Origin of the sequence: Aerococcus sp. Group 2 (assembly GCF_905125285.1) — a bacterium.
Taxonomy (GTDB): domain Bacteria; phylum Bacillota; class Bacilli; order Lactobacillales; family Aerococcaceae; genus Aerococcus; species Aerococcus urinae_E.
In genome coordinates this window covers 43,108-59,593 of record NZ_CAJHPA010000006.1, presented here as the reverse complement: position 1 = coordinate 59,593, position 16,486 = coordinate 43,108, and the positions used below count along the sequence as shown (strand labels likewise).

The window sequence follows — 16,486 nt, the reverse complement described above, 5'->3', positions numbered from 1 at the left end:
TTGTGATTATATAAGGAGAGAGGCGTTTGATAATTATGCCACAACGCTATAAAGCGACGATTGCTTATGATGGTACTCCCTATGTGGGATTTCAAGTCCAACCCAATGGTCCCAGTATCCAGGCTGCCCTAGAAAAGGCCCTGAAATTAATGACTAAGGGACAAGAGATTCCTGTCTATGGGTCTGGCCGTACCGATTCTGGTGTCCATGCCCTGGGGCAAGTGGTTCACTTTGACTACCCTTCAGAGATCGAAACCGAGGGCCTATTACGGGCTTTGAATAGTATCTTAGATGACGCTATTTGTGTGAAGGCAGTTGAGCCAGTGGAAAAACACTTCCACGCTCGCTACCATGCCTTGAGAAAAGCTTACTTATATAAGGTGTCTCTAGCCCCCTTTGTTTCGCCTTTTGACCGCCACTATGTCCTCCACCATCCCTATCGTACTGATGTTTCTCGGATTCAAGCCGCCTTGCCGGCCTTAATAGGGGCGCATAACTTTAAGAGTTTCTGCTCCACTAAAACGGATAAAACCGTCTTTGACCGGGAGATCTACCGGGCGGAATGTCAGGTCTCTGAGGACGGTCAGGCTTTGACTTTTTATTTTGAGGGCAATGGTTTTCTCTACAATATGGTGCGGATTATTGTGGGGACTTGCTTGCAGATTGGCGATGGCCTGCGTCCGGTGGAGAATCTCAGTGACTTGTTAAGGATTCAAGACAGGAACGCCGCGGGACCCACTGCCAAGGCACATGGTCTCTACTTGCACCATGTGGACTATCCCAGTCGAGCAGAACGCATTGCTAAGTCAGAGGCGAACGGCTTCTATTAGAGAAAAAACTAGGCCTTTACTGGCATTTTTGCTATGATGATAGTACTTATTATTTGTAAAAATATTGTAAAATAACCTTTGTTATAGGAAGAGGATTCCATGCCAAGATACCGCAAGTTGTATGATGAAGAGGGCAATGAGATTATTGTTGAAGAAAAGTCAAAGGGAGAAGAGCTAGAAGAATTCGGCAACACCTTACAGGGCTGTGGGGCCAGTCTTCAAGGCTGTGGCTGCTTATTGACTTTATTCATCACCATACCGATTTTACTCATGCTGGCGGGGATATTTTAGTTAGCCTTGGTATAGCTTATTCCAATTGAAAGATACTGTATACTATTGATCGGTAAATAATACAAGGAATTGTGGAGGAAAAGATGGTAAAGATAACTTTCTTGCTAATAGGCTTGATCATCCTAGGCGGCTTTGCTTATTTACTGGTGCGGGCCATTCGTTTAGATAAGCTAAAGGCCACCAAACAAGTATTGGCAGTCATTACATTGCTTTTATTTGCACTTAATCTGGGCCTGGCGGTCTCAATTATCCGCCAGCAGGCTGCGGGAGAAAAGCAACAAATCGACCACATGGCTGACCAATACCTAGCCTGGCTGGATAAGGAAAGCGGGGCTAGTCAATCCAAGGCGCTAGAATCTGCCTTGCAAAACTTAGTCAGCCAGTTAACAGATGGCCAGGTTGGCATAGCGGTTTTTAACCAAGAAGGCAAGAAAATCGCCGGTATTAACGACCAAGCCGACTTTATTACCGCCTCTACCTATAAACCCCTTCTAGCCGCTGCGGCCCTTTACCTTTTAGAAGAAGGGGAAATTACTGCCAGTCAAGAAGAGCGGATTAAGCAGCTTATTATCCCTACTATCCAGTGGTCTGACAATGAGCGCGCCATTACTTTGGGGCGCGATATTGTCGATTATGATCGTTTTAACCAAATTATGCATGACTGGGGTTTTCAGACTTTTCGTGTTGAAACCTCTGGGGACTATTCCTTACATATTACTCCTGAAGATCTGGCCCGTTTTTACCAGGAACTGGAGCAGGGCAAACTATTGAATAGCGAGCATACGGCCTTCTTAATCGAGCAATTGCAGCAGTCCCAGGAGCCAATCCCCTTTGACGAGGCCCTGGCTGGTGAGGACAATTATTGGAACAAGTATGGCTTGCTCACCGGCATCTATAATGAAAGTGGGATCTATAAAGACGCTAAGGGAAAAAGTTATTACCTGGCCGTGATGACGTCCGATTGGTTAGCCAGTGACAGTGAGAAAACGGACTGGTTTAAGCAATTAGCTGAGGTCTTTAACCAGTACTTGTATGGGGAGTAAAGTTTCAAGGAGAGAGGCTATAGACAGATGGAAAATGAAGGATAAGGAGCGGAGCAATGCTGATCTTTTTAGGTTTTCTAGTGGCCCTGGGTTTAATTGGGTCGTCTTACTATTTTTACAAGCGGGAAGGGCGAGGTTTCTACCTCCTTTTCGTTTTGATTGGTTTTCTCCTACTGGCGGCCATGGTGGTTTTATCGGCCTATTATTTTTTGGGTTAACTGGCGGCTAAAAAATAAAAAAGACTTGACTTTAGGTAAAATTATAGCTATGATATTAGACGGTATTGTTTGCCCCACGATCGGCCCCGGAAACCAATTGTGATACGCAACAATCGTAAAGTAAACGGAGGAAATAAACATGCGTCAAACTTATATGGCAAAAGCTAGCGAAGTTGAACGTAACTGGGTTGTTCTTGACGCGACTGATATTGCATTAGGTCGTTTAGCAGCTGTAGCAACAAATATGTTACGTGGTAAAAATAAACCAACTTTTACCCCTAATGTTGATACTGGTGATCACGTGATTATCATCAACGCTGACAAGGTAAAATTAACTGGTAATAAAGCCCAAGATAAGAAATACTACCACCACACTGGTTACCCAGGTGGGATTAAAGAAACCACTGCTGGTAAATTACGTGCAGAAAAACCTGAACGTTTAATTGAAACCGCAGTTCGTGGTATGTTACCTAAGAATCGTTTAGGCCGTAAACAATTTACCCACTTACATGTATACAGTGGTAGCGACCATAAACATCAAGCGCAACAACCAGAAACCATCGATATTACAGAATTAATTTAAGGAGGGAACAGCAGTGGCACAAGCAAGTTATCAAGCAACAGGACGCCGTAAGGATTCTACTGCCCGCGTACGCTTAGTACCTGGTACTGGTAATATCTTCTTTAACGGTAAAGCGATGGAAGAATACTTACCATACGCATCCTTATTCGTAATCGTTAAACAACCATTAGCCGTAACACAAACTGAAGGTCAATATGACATCCATATTAACGTTCAAGGTGGCGGTTTTGCTGGCCAATCTGGTGCAGCTCGTCACGGTATTGCCCGTGCATTATTGGAAGTAGATCCTGACTTCCGTAAACCATTAAAAGAAGCTGGTTTATTATCACGTGACCCACGTATGAAGGAACGTCGTAAACCAGGTCTTAAGAAAGCGCGTAAGGCACCTCAATTCTCCAAACGTTAGAATTGGCGTCATTACAGCATTTACAACATCTCTTGGTTCACACCATGGGGTGTTTTTTCTTGCCTTTTTTCAAAGTTCACGCCACTTTTCACACCAAATTCACACCATTAGTTTTGAAGGTAAAGAATTACTTCATAACAAAAGAGGCCTCTCAACATTTTTAACTGGTTGAGAGGCTTTTTCAGTTTCTATTTGGTCGTGGTACTTAATTTGCTCCAATAATAGAAGCCTAAAAGCAGCAGGATTGAGATCAGAAAACTCATGGAGACAATTAAACTGGTTGGAAATCGATTGAGGAGTAGACTCATGGCCAGTAAGCAGAGCATTGAAAATAGACGTGATACGGTTGATTTTAAGGAAACTAGAGAAGAAATATTATCTTCTGAAACGGCATCATTAAAATAGGAGTTGACCATATATTCAATTAGGAAAAAGAGAAAAACGAATATAATATAGGCTGAACTAAATAAAAAGAAGTGTTTGGATAAGAGTAAAAAGGGAAGAATGACCATTATTAGTATCAATAGCTGGGTAGAAAAATGTCTCTTAGTTAATCGTTCTTTCACTTGATCAATGGGTACACTATAAGCGACCATAGTGATTATTTGAAAAATGACATAATAGAAAATAAAATGTTCTTCTTTAACTGATTTTTCTAGTAAAAAAGCCTGCCAAAGTTGGAAATGAGTTTGAAAGAATATTTGACTGATCAAAGCCACACAGAATATTTTTCGTAGTTTAGCATTATGCATGAGTTCGGAAAAACTTTCTCTAATTTGTTCTTTCATTAAGACCGTATTGATGGAAATAAGGTCTTCATTTTTTCTAGGATTTTCTTGGTAAAGACAGTAAACCAAGAAAATAGCAATGCCGGTTAATAGAATAGCTAGTAAATATATAAAGATGTTTATTTTAAAATATAAAAAGCTACCTAATACACTGCCTAATAGCAAGGCAAAGGTTTGGGTATTATTATCAATCGAAACAAATTGAGGAATCAGGGCGCGGTCACTTTCTTTTAAAGAAACGATAATTTCTGAATCTAAAGTACCACTATCAAAGGCAGAGGCTATGCCATAGGTAAACCAGGCAAGTGCAAGGGTCCAAAAATTTGAAGTGAATAGCACTAAACAGAACATCACTATTAATAAGACTTTAGACAATAGATATAAGGATTTCCTCGACCACAAGTCTGAAATGACCCCACTAGGAAATTCGGAAAGAATCATTCCACCACTATAGGCCATTTGGATAAGAGCGATTTGAGAGAGGGATACTCCCTTAGCCAGCAAAAGCACCGTTAAAATGGAATGGGGCAGCGCATATGAAATGGTGGTTAAAAAAATCGATAGAAGATAAATTCTAATGTTTTTGTTTTTAAGTAGGTTCATCACTTACACCTTCTTGCTAACTATCATTTAACTAAAAATATTTTATAAATATTAACTCTTTGAGTATAAAAGTCAAGTTGATAAGTAATTGAAAGATTGTTAGAGAGAAGTTGTGTTATATCGATGTTAATCTATTTATAAGTTATAGATAGCTAGCGATCGTTTATAAATAATTTACTGTTTGATTTGGAGGAAATTTTCTAAACTTTTCATAACATCCGCTCTCTCCTGGCTAGTAATAATAGCTCGGAGAGAGTGGATTTTATTGATTTTATCGGAAGAATGACTACTTACTAAAAAATTCCTTATAAAGTTATAAAATAATATTTAAAGAAAAACAATTTTGTATATTTACATATATTTTATTATAATTATTAAAAAGAAAAATTATTATAGAATATATGCTAAAAATCCTTTATAATAATAGCGCTAACATGTTAGAAAATATTATTTATTAAAAAGAGGAATGTTTATGTTAAGTAAAAATAATCAACATGAGCAGATACGTAAGCGTAGTCAACGGAACTATCACTATGCTATCAAGAATCTTAAAATAGGTGTATTTTCAGTAGCTGTATCGGTAGGATTGAGTTTTCTAGGGCAAGGGGCTATTGTCCAAGCCGCAGAACTCCAAGCTGCTGACACGCTACCAAGTTCTGCTACTGTTGTCGATGAGAATGCAAAAGAAAATAAAAATAGTCCAGTACAACCTGAAGCTGTTCACGCTGAAACGCCTGCTTCTAATACACAAGCAAGCAGCAAGCCAGCTGAGGTTCAGCCAGAAGCGGTAAAACCAGCCCAAACTGGTCAAGCAGATAAGGTTCAAGCAGAAGCGGCAAAAGCTGCTAAAGTTGACCACACAGCTGAAGTTCAACCAGTATCTGACGAAAAAGAGAATAAAGTAAGTAATGTAGAGAAGACAGCTTCTCCACAGGCTGAAAAACCTGCCCCCAAACAGGATACAGCTTCCGTAGATGGGGTAGCGCCAGAAGCGCCAAAGCCAACAGAAACAGCTCCAACTAAGCCAGAAGACAGCAAATCAACAGATGACCGTACTCAAGCGGGCTATTATGATGATCGTAATGGGTCTCCTGTGAATACTGGCACTCCTAAGCCAATTAATGAGATTGAATTTCCAGAATATGCTGGCGCCTTGTCGCATAATTTCTTTGAAGAAGGTATTAAAGGGGCTAAGCTGATGGACTTCATCAAGGCCAACCCTGCAATTAAAGAAGCCTTAGAAGCTAACAATATTGACTGGTCCAATATCAGTTTAGAAGTTGATGATTCCGCTTTGACAAATACGCGGATTGATCCAGTGCATGGTCCACAGATTCATTCTGTTACTTATGGTCCTAACCGTGAAGAAAGAGCTGCTGACATTTTAATTCGGTTGAAATACAACAATAAAGAATCGAAGCCAATCAAGCTCAAAGGGATCTATTACAAGTCACCTTATGCTGTCCATGCGACTGACGGTGGTGAGAATCCATCTAACCATACCAACCACAATGGAGGAAAATTAGTTGTAGATGATCCAGACCATATTTCTTTAACAAGTGATCAAAAAGAGAAATTAATCAACGATTTCTTAAAGGCCAATACTAAACTCGGTCTAGATAAGTCGCAGTTGTCTATGGCAGATGATGGAAATCTGACTATTACGAGCAAGCCAGATGATCCTAATCACTGGACCACTGTTGTCCCTAAGACCCAATTTATTTCAGTCATCGCTAAAGTTCCTGATGTTATCGTATTTAAAGACCCTAAAAATTCCGGCTCGATTCCATTGACCCATCCGGTCGTTGTTGACCTAATGGATGGAGAACATATCCTCAATGCCCGCGGGAACAACGCTATCCAAGCTAATCAGAAGAAAGCAAAAGATGAATTAAACGGGATGACATTGGACCAAAAAGATGGCAAATTAATCATTTCGGGTAAATTAGATCGTGAAGACGGCGGAACAGGCCGCTACCTTAAGGTGTGGAGCGGTGATCAAATTCCAGATAAGAAATATGGCCCTGATGATAAAGACTATAACTATCTTTCTTCCTGGTCTAATCTGTTTAAGATTCGCCAACTCTTCCCAAATGGCAGTACCATTATTCGCTGTGTCGATCAAACCCCTAATCATGTCACTAAAGAAGAGTTTGATAATTCCTTGGATATCGGCTTGAGACCATTACGTTTTGGTGGTGATAATGGCGTTGATATGAAGAAATTAAAGGAAGATATCAATAAGAATCTGAAGCGTGAATGGGACAAGGGCTCAGAATATAGTGACCTTAAGCATGAGGTTGGAACAAGAAGCTTTACTGGGAAATTAGTAACACCAGAAGGTAACTATTCCGGTGAAGTAACCTCTACGGTTATTTACTATACTGAAAAACTGAATAGCGAAATTCTTGTCAAGGATCCTAAGAACCTAAACCCAGAAGAGAAGGCAGATATTGCTTCTAAGGTGAAGGAAGCCAGCAAACTCGCTCCTACGGATAAGGTTGAAATTGGACCAGATGGTAAAGTGACGATTACCTTTATTCGTGGTGGTAAAAAACTAGGAACCAAATCCTTTAAACCATCCTTAGTAATAGCAAAATACGAACCTCAAGAAGAGCTCGTTCGTGAAAACGAAGATAAGACCATTAAGGCGCCAATTAAAGGGACAAAAGCTGGAAAAGATTTTACCTTCCCAGAAGGTTCTAAATTTGAACTTCCAAAAGATGCTCCAGCAGGCGTGACTCTAGATCCTAAGACTGGTGAAATCAGCTATAAGGTGCCTAAAAATAACCAAGAGATTTCTCTAGAGGGTTCAGTAAATGTGCAGCTCCCAGGAGAAAACCATATTACAAAGGTACCTTACAAGATCAACGTTCAACGTCCAAGCTACGCCAAAGTGAGATATGTCACAAGTGATGGCAAGGATATTGATCCTAAGTTCCGAGCAGAAGCTGAAGACAAATATCCAAGTGAGATCGAAGGCAAACGCGATGCTCAAGTGATCGAATACACGGAGAAAAAAGACTTTGTTGCGCCTAAGTTTGTTGGTTACACCTTTGAAAGACCACAAGTTAACGGCTAAAACCAAAGCTTTAATCCTCAAAAGAATGCAACCTTAGAACTTGTCTATAGAAAAATTGACGATATCATTCCGGCTGACTCCGGACAAGGCAAGCCTGATGGTTATGTTGAGGTAACCTTTAAGGATGTTGAAGGCGGCAAATTAGACCAAGCGGATGCTGATAAGGTTTACTTCGTCAATCCAAAAGCGGGCGTCAAAATTTCTGAATCTAAAGATGGCGCGAACTTAGTTGGCAAGGACAAGAATGGTAAAGAGCAAAAAGTTGCTCTGCCAAAAGTTTCTCCTGATGAAAAATATAAGGTTAACTATCACAAACCTTCTGCTAATGAAACCACAACTTGGGCTTACGATAAATATGACCAAGTCGGTAAAGAAATTACCGAAGATAAGGAATTTACCGCCCAAGTCGTTAAACAACAAAAAGAAGAATTCGAACCTAAGTACAAGGATACGTCGGGGATTCCAGGTCAAGAAGCTAAGGTAGGAAAACCAAACTTCACAGATAAAGATGGTCAAAAAGTAGATGAACCAAAAGACGCTAAGTACACAGCTCCAGACAAAGATGCAAAAGACTTGCCAAAAGGTGTGACTGTCAAAGAAGATGGCACCCTTACTGTCAAAGTTCCAAATGGTGCCAAAGATGGTTCTGACATTGAGGTGCCAGTTACTGTGAACTCAGATGGTAGTCTAGATGTGAAGATTCCAGAAAATGCCAAAGATGGCATTGAAGTGAAGGTTCCTGTTAAGGTAACTTACCCAGATGGCACAAGCGATACCGTTGATGCCAAAGTTACCGTCGTTGACCAAAGTCAAAAAGTTCAACCTAAGTACGACGACAAGACAGGGACACCAGGTCAAGAAGTTCCGGTAGAAAAACCAAACTTCACCGATAAAGAAGGCAAGAAAATTACTGCGCCAGCAGGCACCAAGTACGAACTCGGTAAAGACGCGCCACAAGGTGTGACTGTCAACCCAGACGGTAGCTTAACCGTGAAGGTACCAGAGGGTGCCAAAGATGGCGACGTGATCACTGTTCCTGTTAAGGTCACTTACCCAGATGGGACCACAGACACGGTTAATGCCAAAGTGACCGTCGTTGACCAAAGTCAAAAGGTAGAACCTAAGTACGAGGGCAAGACAGGGACTCCGGGTAAAGAAGCTAAGGTAGACAAACCAAACTTCACCGATAAAGGTGGTAACCCAACCACAGCGCCAGACGGCACAACGTATGAACTCGGTAAGGATGCCCCACAAGGCGTGACCGTGAACCCAGATGGTAGCTTAACTGTGAAAGTGCCAGAAGGTGCCAAAGATGGCGACGTGATCACTGTTCCAGTGAAGGTCACTTATCCAGACGGTACCACAGATACTGTTGAAGCCAAAGTGACCGTTGTTGACCAAAGCCAAAAGGTAGAACCTAAGTACGACGACAAGACCGGCACCCCAGGTCAAGAAGTTCCAGTTGAAAAACCAAACTTTACCGACAAGGACAATAAGCCAACCAAGGTTCCTGAAGGCACCACGTACGAATTAGGTAAGGATGCCCCACAAGGTGTGACTGTCAACCCAGACGGTAGCTTAACCGTGAAAGTTCCAGAAGGCGCCAAAGATGGCGACGTGATTACCGTTCCTGTTAAGGTAACTTACCCAGATGGGACCACAGACACGGTTGAAGCCAAAGTGACCGTCGTTGATCAAAGCCAAAAAGTGGAACCTAAGTATGGTGATAAGACCGGCACCCCGGGTCAAGAAGCTAAGGTAGAAAAACCAAACTTCACCGATAAAGATGGTAACCCAACTACAGCACCAGACGGCACCAAGTACGAACTTGGCAAGGACGCCCCACAAGGTGTGACCGTGAAACCAGACGGCAGCTTAACCGTGAAAGTACCAGAAGGCGCCAAAGACGGCGATGTCATCACTGTTCCGGTTAAAGTAACCTACCCAGATGGGACCACAGACACGGTTAATGCCAAAGTTACTGTAGTTGACCAAAGTCAAAAAGTGGAACCTAAGTATGGCGAAAAGACAGGAACTCCAGGCCAAAAAGTTCCGGTTGAAAAACCAACCTTTACCGACAAAGACGGCAAGAAAACTCCAGTTCCAGAAGGTACAAAATATGAACTAGGTAAAGATGCTCCTCAAGGTGTGACTGTGAACCCAGACGGCAGCTTAACCGTTAAGGTTCCAGAAGGCGCCAAAGATGGTGATGTGATCACCGTTCCTGTCAAGGTTACCTATCCAGACGGAACAAGCGATACCGTCAACGCCAAAGTGACTGTTAGCGATCAAAGTCAAACCGTTGAACCAAAATACAAGGATAAAGTGGGTACTCCAGGATCATCCGTGAAAGTCGATCAACCAGAATTTACTGGAAAAGACGGCAAGACCACTCCAGCGCCAGAAGGCACCAAGTATGAACTTGGTAAAGACGCTCCTCAAGGGGTAACGGTTAAACCAGACGGTAGCTTGACTGTCAAAGTGCCAGAAGGCGCCAAAGATGGTGATGTGATCACCGTTCCAGTCAAGGTTACCTACCCAGATGGCACAAGTGACACAGTTAACGCTAAGGTTACTGTTAAGGCTCAAAGCCAAACCGTCGAACCAAAATACAAGGACCAAGTGGGCACTCCAGGCTCATCAGTGAAAGTGGACCAACCAGAGTTCACCGATAAAGACGGCAAGACCACTCCAGCTCCAGAAGGTACTAAGTACGAACTCGGTAAAGATGCTCCACAAGGCGTGACCGTAAAACCAGATGGTAGCTTAACCGTTAAGGTTCCAGAAGGTGCCAAAGATGGGGATGTGATCACTGTTCCAGTGACTGTAACTTATCCAGATGGGACCACAGACACTGTGGAAGCTAAAGTTACTGTCAGCGATCACAGTCAAAAATACACACCTAAACCAGTGATTACCTTGGTGGATGACTTGAATAAGATCACTAAGGAAGAGCAAGATCAAGCAGTCAAATCGTTGAAAGACTTTAATAAAGATCTACCTAAGGACACGGTGATCACCATTGATAAAGACGGTAATGCGGTCTTTACCTATCCAGATGGCACCACAGATCTCATTGAAAAAGCTAAAGTCTTTGCTGAACGTGAAACCACCTTGCCACCAGTCTTCGATAAAGTGAAGGAAGGAGACAAGCAAATCAGTGGTAAGACGGAAGCCTTCGCTAAGGTCATTGTGACGATTCCAGGTCTAGATAAGCCAGTTGAAGTAACTGCTGATGAAGACGGCAATTTCCTTGTTCCAGTTCCTGATGGCGTGACTTTGAAAGCTAAGGACAAGATCACCGCTATTGCTCAAGGCAAGGATAAGAAAGTCTCAAAAGTTGGCCAAGTGATTGTGGAAGAAATCCCAACTTCACCGCTACCTTGTCCTTCAAGTCCAGAACCAGCTACTCCAAGTCCAGAACCTAGTCATCCTTCAGCTCCTCAGGTAGAAGATAACGATCACCCAAGTCAAGAAAGTGATCACATTCAACAACCAAGTCAACCAACAGTAACTGATCATAGTCAACAAGCAACGACTGATCAATCTATTGAAACCAGTGCTAAGGAAGACACTCAAACCGCTGCTACAGCAAGTCCAAAGCTCAGCCGAGTGGAAGAGAAAGAAACTCAAACTGAAAAAGCCGCTCAAACTGAAAATGCCAACACCAGCCTACCTAAGACCGGTGTGGTTGCAGCACCAGTAGCCTTGGAACTCTTGTTAGTTGCCGCAGGAGCAATCCTAGCCCTTCCAAGCAAACGGAAAAACAAATAAAAGCTTTTAACCATCACTAGATAATTCTTACCAACCAATCACTTGATGTGAAAAAAGCTTAAAAGAAAACCGATTTCTCCTAGCTAGATTTCTGATTAGCTAGGGGAGATCGGTTTTTAATTTGGAAATAAAAAGGTGTTGAGGAGCACAAGGCTTCACCCAACACCTTAAGGAATAGTTATCTATAGGAATGAATCGCTAGCATTAAGTAAAATATGTATGGTTAAAGAAAACCAAAAAGAAGACGGCTAAGGCAAAGCCGATAGAAATCCAAAGGGTTCCGCTGAGCCCGAGCGAAGCGATGGTTAGGCTACCCAGTAAACTAGATAGCATAATTGCTAAGTCGTAGGAAGTCGCACTGACGGAATTGGCTAAGGACTTGCCATGGTCAACCTGTTTGGTGGTTGCAGTTTGCAGGAGGGTCGTCATCGGTGCAAAGCCTAATCCCCAGAGGGCAAAAGCCAGGTAATTAATTAAGGGACTAGGGACGTTAACCACTAAGATAAAAATGGCGATGGCAGTTAGAGCCGAAATGGCTAGGGTTAACTTGAAGAGATAGCGGTCAATAAAGCGGGCAACGATGACGATCGATAGTAGGGCACCAACCCCAAAGGCCGCTTGAGCAGAGGCCACGGCAATGCCTGCTGTTTGGGCAATCAGTTGGATAAAAATGTAGGAAATATATTGGGCCATCACGATCAGAATCGTTGCCAAACTGGCGATCAAAATTCCTTTATTTTTTAAGAGCTTGCCGTAGTTGTTATCGGCATTGTATTCTTCACCTTCTACTGGAGGGAAGAGTTTCAAACCGAGGAGGGCGGAGGCAATAAATAAGAGCGTAATGAGAACAAATCCCATCCGCCAACCAAAGGCCTTAGCAAAAAGCGTTGCTAGAGGTAGGCCGACACTCAATCCAAAAGTCACTCCCGCTAGGACAATGGCAGTCCCACGTCCTGCTAAGTGCAAGGGTAAAAAGCCAATAGGGTAAGATCCTAACATGGCCCAGAGTGCTCCCGCAGCTGCTCCGGCGATAATCCGTGCCAAAAAGGCGATGAGAAAGTTGGGAGCAAAAGCAATGCATAAATTGCTGACCGCGAAGAAGCCGCAGACCCATAGCAAGTAGTTTTTCCGGTTGACCTGTGAAAAGGCCCGGGTAATGGGAATACCAACTGCGGCCGACATAATGGCATAGGTTCCAATAAAGAGACTCATTCGTCCTAAAGGCACGTTAAAAGCACTGGCCATTTCTTGCAAGAATCCTGAAGGCAGTAATTCTGAAATCATGGCAATACAAGCGATAAAAGCTAGTATCAATAAATTTTTCCAAGGAAGTTGCTTAGTACTCATAAAACAGTCCTTTCTTTTATTAATAAAATTTTATATAACCATTGCTATCATATCACGAAAGTAAGGGGATAAAAGAAAATTTAAGCCAAAAGAATTGAGAATTTCACTCAAGAAAAGGGACTAAAAATAGCGAATTTTTTGCCTAGTTAATCAATGTTCACGATTGAACAGAAGTAAAATTCATCATTTTCTGGAAATTTTAGCGAATTTTGCTAAAATAATGTCCAAAGGAAAAAACAAAACAGGCCGTTTTTTTGGTTCAATAAGAATTATAAAAAACTGGCTTGCTAGCGAAAGGATACTTACTATGTCTAAAAAATTAACTGATACCGTTACTTTGCGGCACGGGGCTCAATTAAAGGGCCGGATTGTCCAACCGCCAATGTTAACTAATAGTGGATTGAGTGAAGGTTTTGTCAGTCAAGACACCCTCGATTATTACGCAGCGCGTTCAGAGTCAGCTGGCTTAGTGATTGTCGAATATTGCTATGTGATTAAGGATGGTGGTCCCTCCCATACCTGGGCAGCCAACAAGGAGCAGTTAGGGATCCAAAGCGATGACCACATCGAAGGTTTAAGTAAAATTGCCAAAAGTCTAAAAGCAAAGGGTAACAAGGCCGTTATTCAATTGAACCACTCTGGTCGGGAATCGAATTTCCCAGCCCGCCACGGTGGCCGTGCCTTAGCGCCGAGTGCCATTGACTTTTCTTTCCTAGACTATCCAGTCCAAGAAATCACTGAAGAAGAAATTGAAGCGACCATTAAAGCCTTTGGGGAAGCTACCCGCCGCGCCATTAAAGCCGGTTTTGATGGGGTAGAAATCCATGGGGCTAACCACTACCTCCACCAACAATTCTTCTCCAAATGGTCCAACCAACGGACCGATAAGTGGGGCGGTTCCTATGAAAACCGGACGCGCTTTATCCGCGAAGTCAATGATGCGGTCTTTGAAGTGGTTAGAAAAGAAGCCCCTGCTGACTTCATTATTGGTTACCGGATCAGTCCAGAAGAAATTCACGGAGACAATGTGGGTTACACCTATGAAGATTCTACCCGCCTAGTGGAAGACTTAGGTAAGGATTATGACTTTGACTATATCCATGTTTCTAACTTAAACTATAAGGGTAAACCCGCTGGTCAAGACAAGACCTATTCCCAATTTTACCGTCAAGTCTTGCCTGACGATGTGAAGTTGATTGTCGTGGGTGGGATCACTGATGAAGAAAAAGCCCAAGATGCCCTGAACTATGCTGATCTAGCAGCAGTCGGCCGGGGAACTTTGATTGATCCTCAATTTGGAAAGAAAATTTTAGAAGGCCGCGGCGATGAAATTGTTACTGCCATTTCACCAGAACAAGTGAAAATTTCGAAACTACCACCCGCTTTGATAACCCTCTTCTCAGACCCACAAATGCCACTGAAAATGCCAGGTCGTGAATCGATTTACCATCTGCATGATCTCTATAAGGGAGACGACTATTACCGCGAAGGCTATTAGTCGTCAGCTTTTATAAGCTGGTCAAAGACCAAGAGAGAAGGACGGCAAGGAACAAGCCAAGGACTCATTAGACAAAAAGGGGACATGACTGTGATTGAGATTATTTGCCATGAAGAGGCTGGATTAGGCCGGGGAAGGAAAGTACTGGACCAGGTTCAAGCTTATCTTGATGACCACCAGCAGGGCTATCGCGTGCATACTACCGCTTATCCGGGCCATATCTTTGACTTAGTGCCAGAGCTCCTGGATAATTTTCAAAAGGATAGCCGCCTCTTGGTGATTGGTGGCGATGGGACTCTTCATGAACTAGTCGCCGTCCTCCAGAATCAGCAAGTCGACATTCCCCTGACCTATTTACCAGCGGGTTCTGGCAATGATTTCTCACGTTATTTCCAGCAGGATAAGAGCAGCTTGTCTGACTATCTAGCTCCTTTAGTGGAAGGATCATCCCCTCAAACTCTGCCCATCTACCACTATCAATTGGGCCAAGAGGGGCGAAGGCGGTCGTTGGTCAATAGTTTAGGGCTGGGTTTTGATGGTGTAGTCATTGAGCAAGCCATCAAGCTCAAAGAAAGTCAGGGGATCTTTGACAAGCCCTGGGGCAATAAATTACGTTATCTCGTGGGGCTTTTTCAGAGTCTTCCCCGGCTATCACTTTTTAATTGTCAGTTGAGGATCGATGGCCGGCCCTATCATTTTGACCGCTGTGCCTTAGTGGTCTTTATGAATAACCCTTACTTTGGCGGGGGCATTCATCTCTACCCCTTGGAAAAAATCAAGGACCGCCAAGTATCTGCCATTGTTATTCATGATATTAAGCCCCAGGCAATTCTAGACCTCCTCTACCGTATTTTTATTAGTCACCAGCAAGAGTCCTCTCCTTATATGACTCATTTAAGCGGGAAAGTGGTTGAAGTGGCGATTAATGGGCCGATGATTAGCCAAGTCGATGGGGAAAGTTTAATGATTGACCAATATCCTGTCCGTGTCTGGCAAGGTCAACAAGATTTTTATCTGTAATAGCAGTCTATTGTCCTCGAATGAGACTAGAAAACATAAAAAGTGCCTATCAAATTTTAAAAAGTACTGACTTCCTTAGTGGGGGTACAAGAAAGCGAGCAGACCATTTGCTGGACCTGCTCGCTTTTTAATTTATTATTATTTTTCGCCTGCTTTAGGGAGTAGATCTTCTTCACTAGGGTCAGGCAGGTGAAATAATTGCTCATAGGCGTAGCATTGCGGATTTCTAGCGGTACAAATGTAACGGCCAAAACGGACTAAGGCTTGGTGGGCTTGCCGCCATTGGGATTCGTCGAGTAAGTCAGTGACCCGCTTTTCGACCTCATTCACGCTGGCATCTTGGTCCACGATGCGGTGGTGTTTGCAGACTCTTTGAACATGGGTATCGACCGCAAAGGCTGGGACATCGTAGGCGATGCTGAGCACCACATTAGCCGTTTTACGCCCGACCCCAGAAATACTTTCAATGGCCTTACGGTCTTTAGGAACCTGGCCGTCAAAATCTTCAATAATTTGTTGGGCAGCTTTTTGGATGTATTTGGCCTTATTCTTATAGAGGCCAATGGGTTGGATATAGGGTTCCAGGTCTTTAGGATCAGCTTGGGACATCTTCTCGGCAGTGGGGTAGTCCCTAAATAATTTGGCTGTGACCTTATTCACTCCTTGGTCAGTAGATTGGGCGCTGAGAATCACAGCAATTAGCAATTGGAAATTGGTCTCATAGTTTAATTCAGTGGTCACATGGGGATAGAACTTGATCATCTCTTGGAGGAGATAATAGGCATTTTGGTCAGATAACATAAGGGTCACCTTTCTAAGTGGAATTCAGCAAGAATTTCTTCCCCTTCGAAAGAAAATTTTGCTAGCGATAACTATACTTTACCATGACTAGAGGGAATTCGCTGCCTTGACAACCGCAATAGAAAAAGGCTGAGACAAAAGTGCTCAGCCTTAATATCTGATACAAGTATTTTTAACAAAACGTGTTCCAAGCGCAGAGCAA

General features: G+C 42.9%; 13 protein-coding genes. 10 read left to right on the top strand and 3 right to left on the bottom strand.

The window, feature by feature from the left end:
* The first annotated feature begins 35 nt into the window (after window positions 1-35).
* From truA to rpsI, 6 genes are all read left to right on the top strand, one after another.
* A complete protein-coding gene (truA, locus tag JFU01_RS07960) occupies window positions 36-830 on the top strand; it encodes a tRNA pseudouridine(38-40) synthase TruA (RefSeq protein ID WP_195856527.1) in 795 nt (264 codons plus the stop codon).
* A 99-nt stretch (window positions 831-929) separates the two neighbouring features.
* Complete coding sequence (locus tag JFU01_RS07955) at window positions 930-1,121, top strand: hypothetical protein (protein ID WP_013669932.1); 192 nt, start codon at window positions 930-932, stop codon at window positions 1,119-1,121.
* Window positions 1,122-1,204: 83 nt separating this feature from the next.
* Window positions 1,205-2,164, top strand: a complete 960-nt coding sequence (locus tag JFU01_RS07950; RefSeq protein ID WP_195856526.1) for a serine hydrolase — start codon at window positions 1,205-1,207, stop codon at window positions 2,162-2,164.
* Between the two features lie 56 nt (window positions 2,165-2,220).
* Window positions 2,221-2,382 (top strand): hypothetical protein, encoded by a 162-nt coding sequence (locus JFU01_RS07945; protein WP_013668826.1) that lies wholly within the window; start codon window positions 2,221-2,223, stop codon window positions 2,380-2,382.
* Window positions 2,383-2,521: 139 nt separating this feature from the next.
* Window positions 2,522-2,965: a 50S ribosomal protein L13 gene (rplM, locus tag JFU01_RS07940; RefSeq protein WP_013669478.1), complete on the top strand. Its 444-nt coding sequence runs from the start codon at window positions 2,522-2,524 to the stop codon at window positions 2,963-2,965.
* A 13-nt stretch (window positions 2,966-2,978) separates the two neighbouring features.
* Window positions 2,979-3,371, top strand: a complete 393-nt coding sequence (gene rpsI, locus JFU01_RS07935; protein WP_013668580.1) for a 30S ribosomal protein S9 — start codon at window positions 2,979-2,981, stop codon at window positions 3,369-3,371.
* Between the two features lie 188 nt (window positions 3,372-3,559).
* Here the strand turns inward: rpsI and JFU01_RS07930 are convergent, their stop codons facing one another.
* On the bottom strand, window positions 3,560-4,762 hold the full coding sequence (locus JFU01_RS07930; RefSeq protein ID WP_195856525.1) for an MFS transporter: 1,203 nt from the start codon (window positions 4,760-4,762) through the stop codon (window positions 3,560-3,562).
* Window positions 4,763-5,234: 472 nt separating this feature from the next.
* Between JFU01_RS07930 and JFU01_RS07925 the strand changes: the two genes are divergently transcribed.
* Complete coding sequence (locus JFU01_RS07925) at window positions 5,235-7,844, top strand: Rib/alpha-like domain-containing protein (RefSeq protein ID WP_195856524.1); 2,610 nt, start codon at window positions 5,235-5,237, stop codon at window positions 7,842-7,844.
* 54 nt (window positions 7,845-7,898) lie between these two features.
* A complete protein-coding gene (locus JFU01_RS07920; protein WP_326831900.1) occupies window positions 7,899-11,618 on the top strand; it encodes a YPDG domain-containing protein in 3,720 nt (1,239 codons plus the stop codon).
* Between the two features lie 204 nt (window positions 11,619-11,822).
* On the opposite strand, the gene JFU01_RS07915 is transcribed toward JFU01_RS07920, so the two are convergent.
* Window positions 11,823-12,965, bottom strand: a complete 1,143-nt coding sequence (locus tag JFU01_RS07915) for an MFS transporter (protein WP_195856522.1) — start codon at window positions 12,963-12,965, stop codon at window positions 11,823-11,825.
* A gap of 307 nt (window positions 12,966-13,272) precedes the next feature.
* On the opposite strand from JFU01_RS07915, the gene JFU01_RS07910 reads away from it, so the two are divergent.
* Both JFU01_RS07910 and JFU01_RS07905 read left to right on the top strand, forming a co-directional pair.
* Entirely contained in the window at window positions 13,273-14,463 is a 1,191-nt protein-coding gene (locus JFU01_RS07910; RefSeq protein WP_198434225.1) for an oxidoreductase, read from the top strand.
* A 90-nt stretch (window positions 14,464-14,553) separates the two neighbouring features.
* The gene (locus tag JFU01_RS07905; RefSeq protein ID WP_195856520.1) at window positions 14,554-15,483 is read left to right on the top strand and encodes a diacylglycerol/lipid kinase family protein; all 930 of its coding nucleotides are present in this window, start codon (window positions 14,554-14,556) and stop codon (window positions 15,481-15,483) included.
* Window positions 15,484-15,621: 138 nt separating this feature from the next.
* Here JFU01_RS07905 and nth read toward each other — a convergent pair whose 3' ends face one another.
* Entirely contained in the window at window positions 15,622-16,284 is a 663-nt protein-coding gene (gene nth, locus JFU01_RS07900) for an endonuclease III (RefSeq protein ID WP_195856519.1), read from the bottom strand.
* Window positions 16,285-16,486 lie beyond the last annotated feature (202 nt).

What these genes read in the sequence shown, in the direction of transcription:
- JFU01_RS07925 (WP_195856524.1), top strand. Translation starts at nt 5,235, where the DNA reads ATGTTAAGTAAAAATAATCAACATGAGCAGATACGTAAGCGTAGTCAA.
- nth (WP_195856519.1), bottom strand. Translation starts at nt 16,284, where the DNA reads ATGTTATCTGACCAAAATGCCTATTATCTCCTCCAAGAGATGATCAAG.
- truA (WP_195856527.1), top strand. Translation starts at nt 36, where the DNA reads ATGCCACAACGCTATAAAGCGACGATTGCTTATGATGGTACTCCCTAT.
- rplM (WP_013669478.1), top strand. Translation starts at nt 2,522, where the DNA reads ATGCGTCAAACTTATATGGCAAAAGCTAGCGAAGTTGAACGTAACTGG.
- JFU01_RS07945 (WP_013668826.1), top strand. Translation starts at nt 2,221, where the DNA reads ATGCTGATCTTTTTAGGTTTTCTAGTGGCCCTGGGTTTAATTGGGTCG.
- JFU01_RS07910 (WP_198434225.1), top strand. Translation starts at nt 13,273, where the DNA reads ATGTCTAAAAAATTAACTGATACCGTTACTTTGCGGCACGGGGCTCAA.
- JFU01_RS07955 (WP_013669932.1), top strand. Translation starts at nt 930, where the DNA reads ATGCCAAGATACCGCAAGTTGTATGATGAAGAGGGCAATGAGATTATT.
- JFU01_RS07950 (WP_195856526.1), top strand. Translation starts at nt 1,205, where the DNA reads ATGGTAAAGATAACTTTCTTGCTAATAGGCTTGATCATCCTAGGCGGC.
- JFU01_RS07930 (WP_195856525.1), bottom strand. Translation starts at nt 4,762, where the DNA reads ATGAACCTACTTAAAAACAAAAACATTAGAATTTATCTTCTATCGATT.
- JFU01_RS07915 (WP_195856522.1), bottom strand. Translation starts at nt 12,965, where the DNA reads ATGAGTACTAAGCAACTTCCTTGGAAAAATTTATTGATACTAGCTTTT.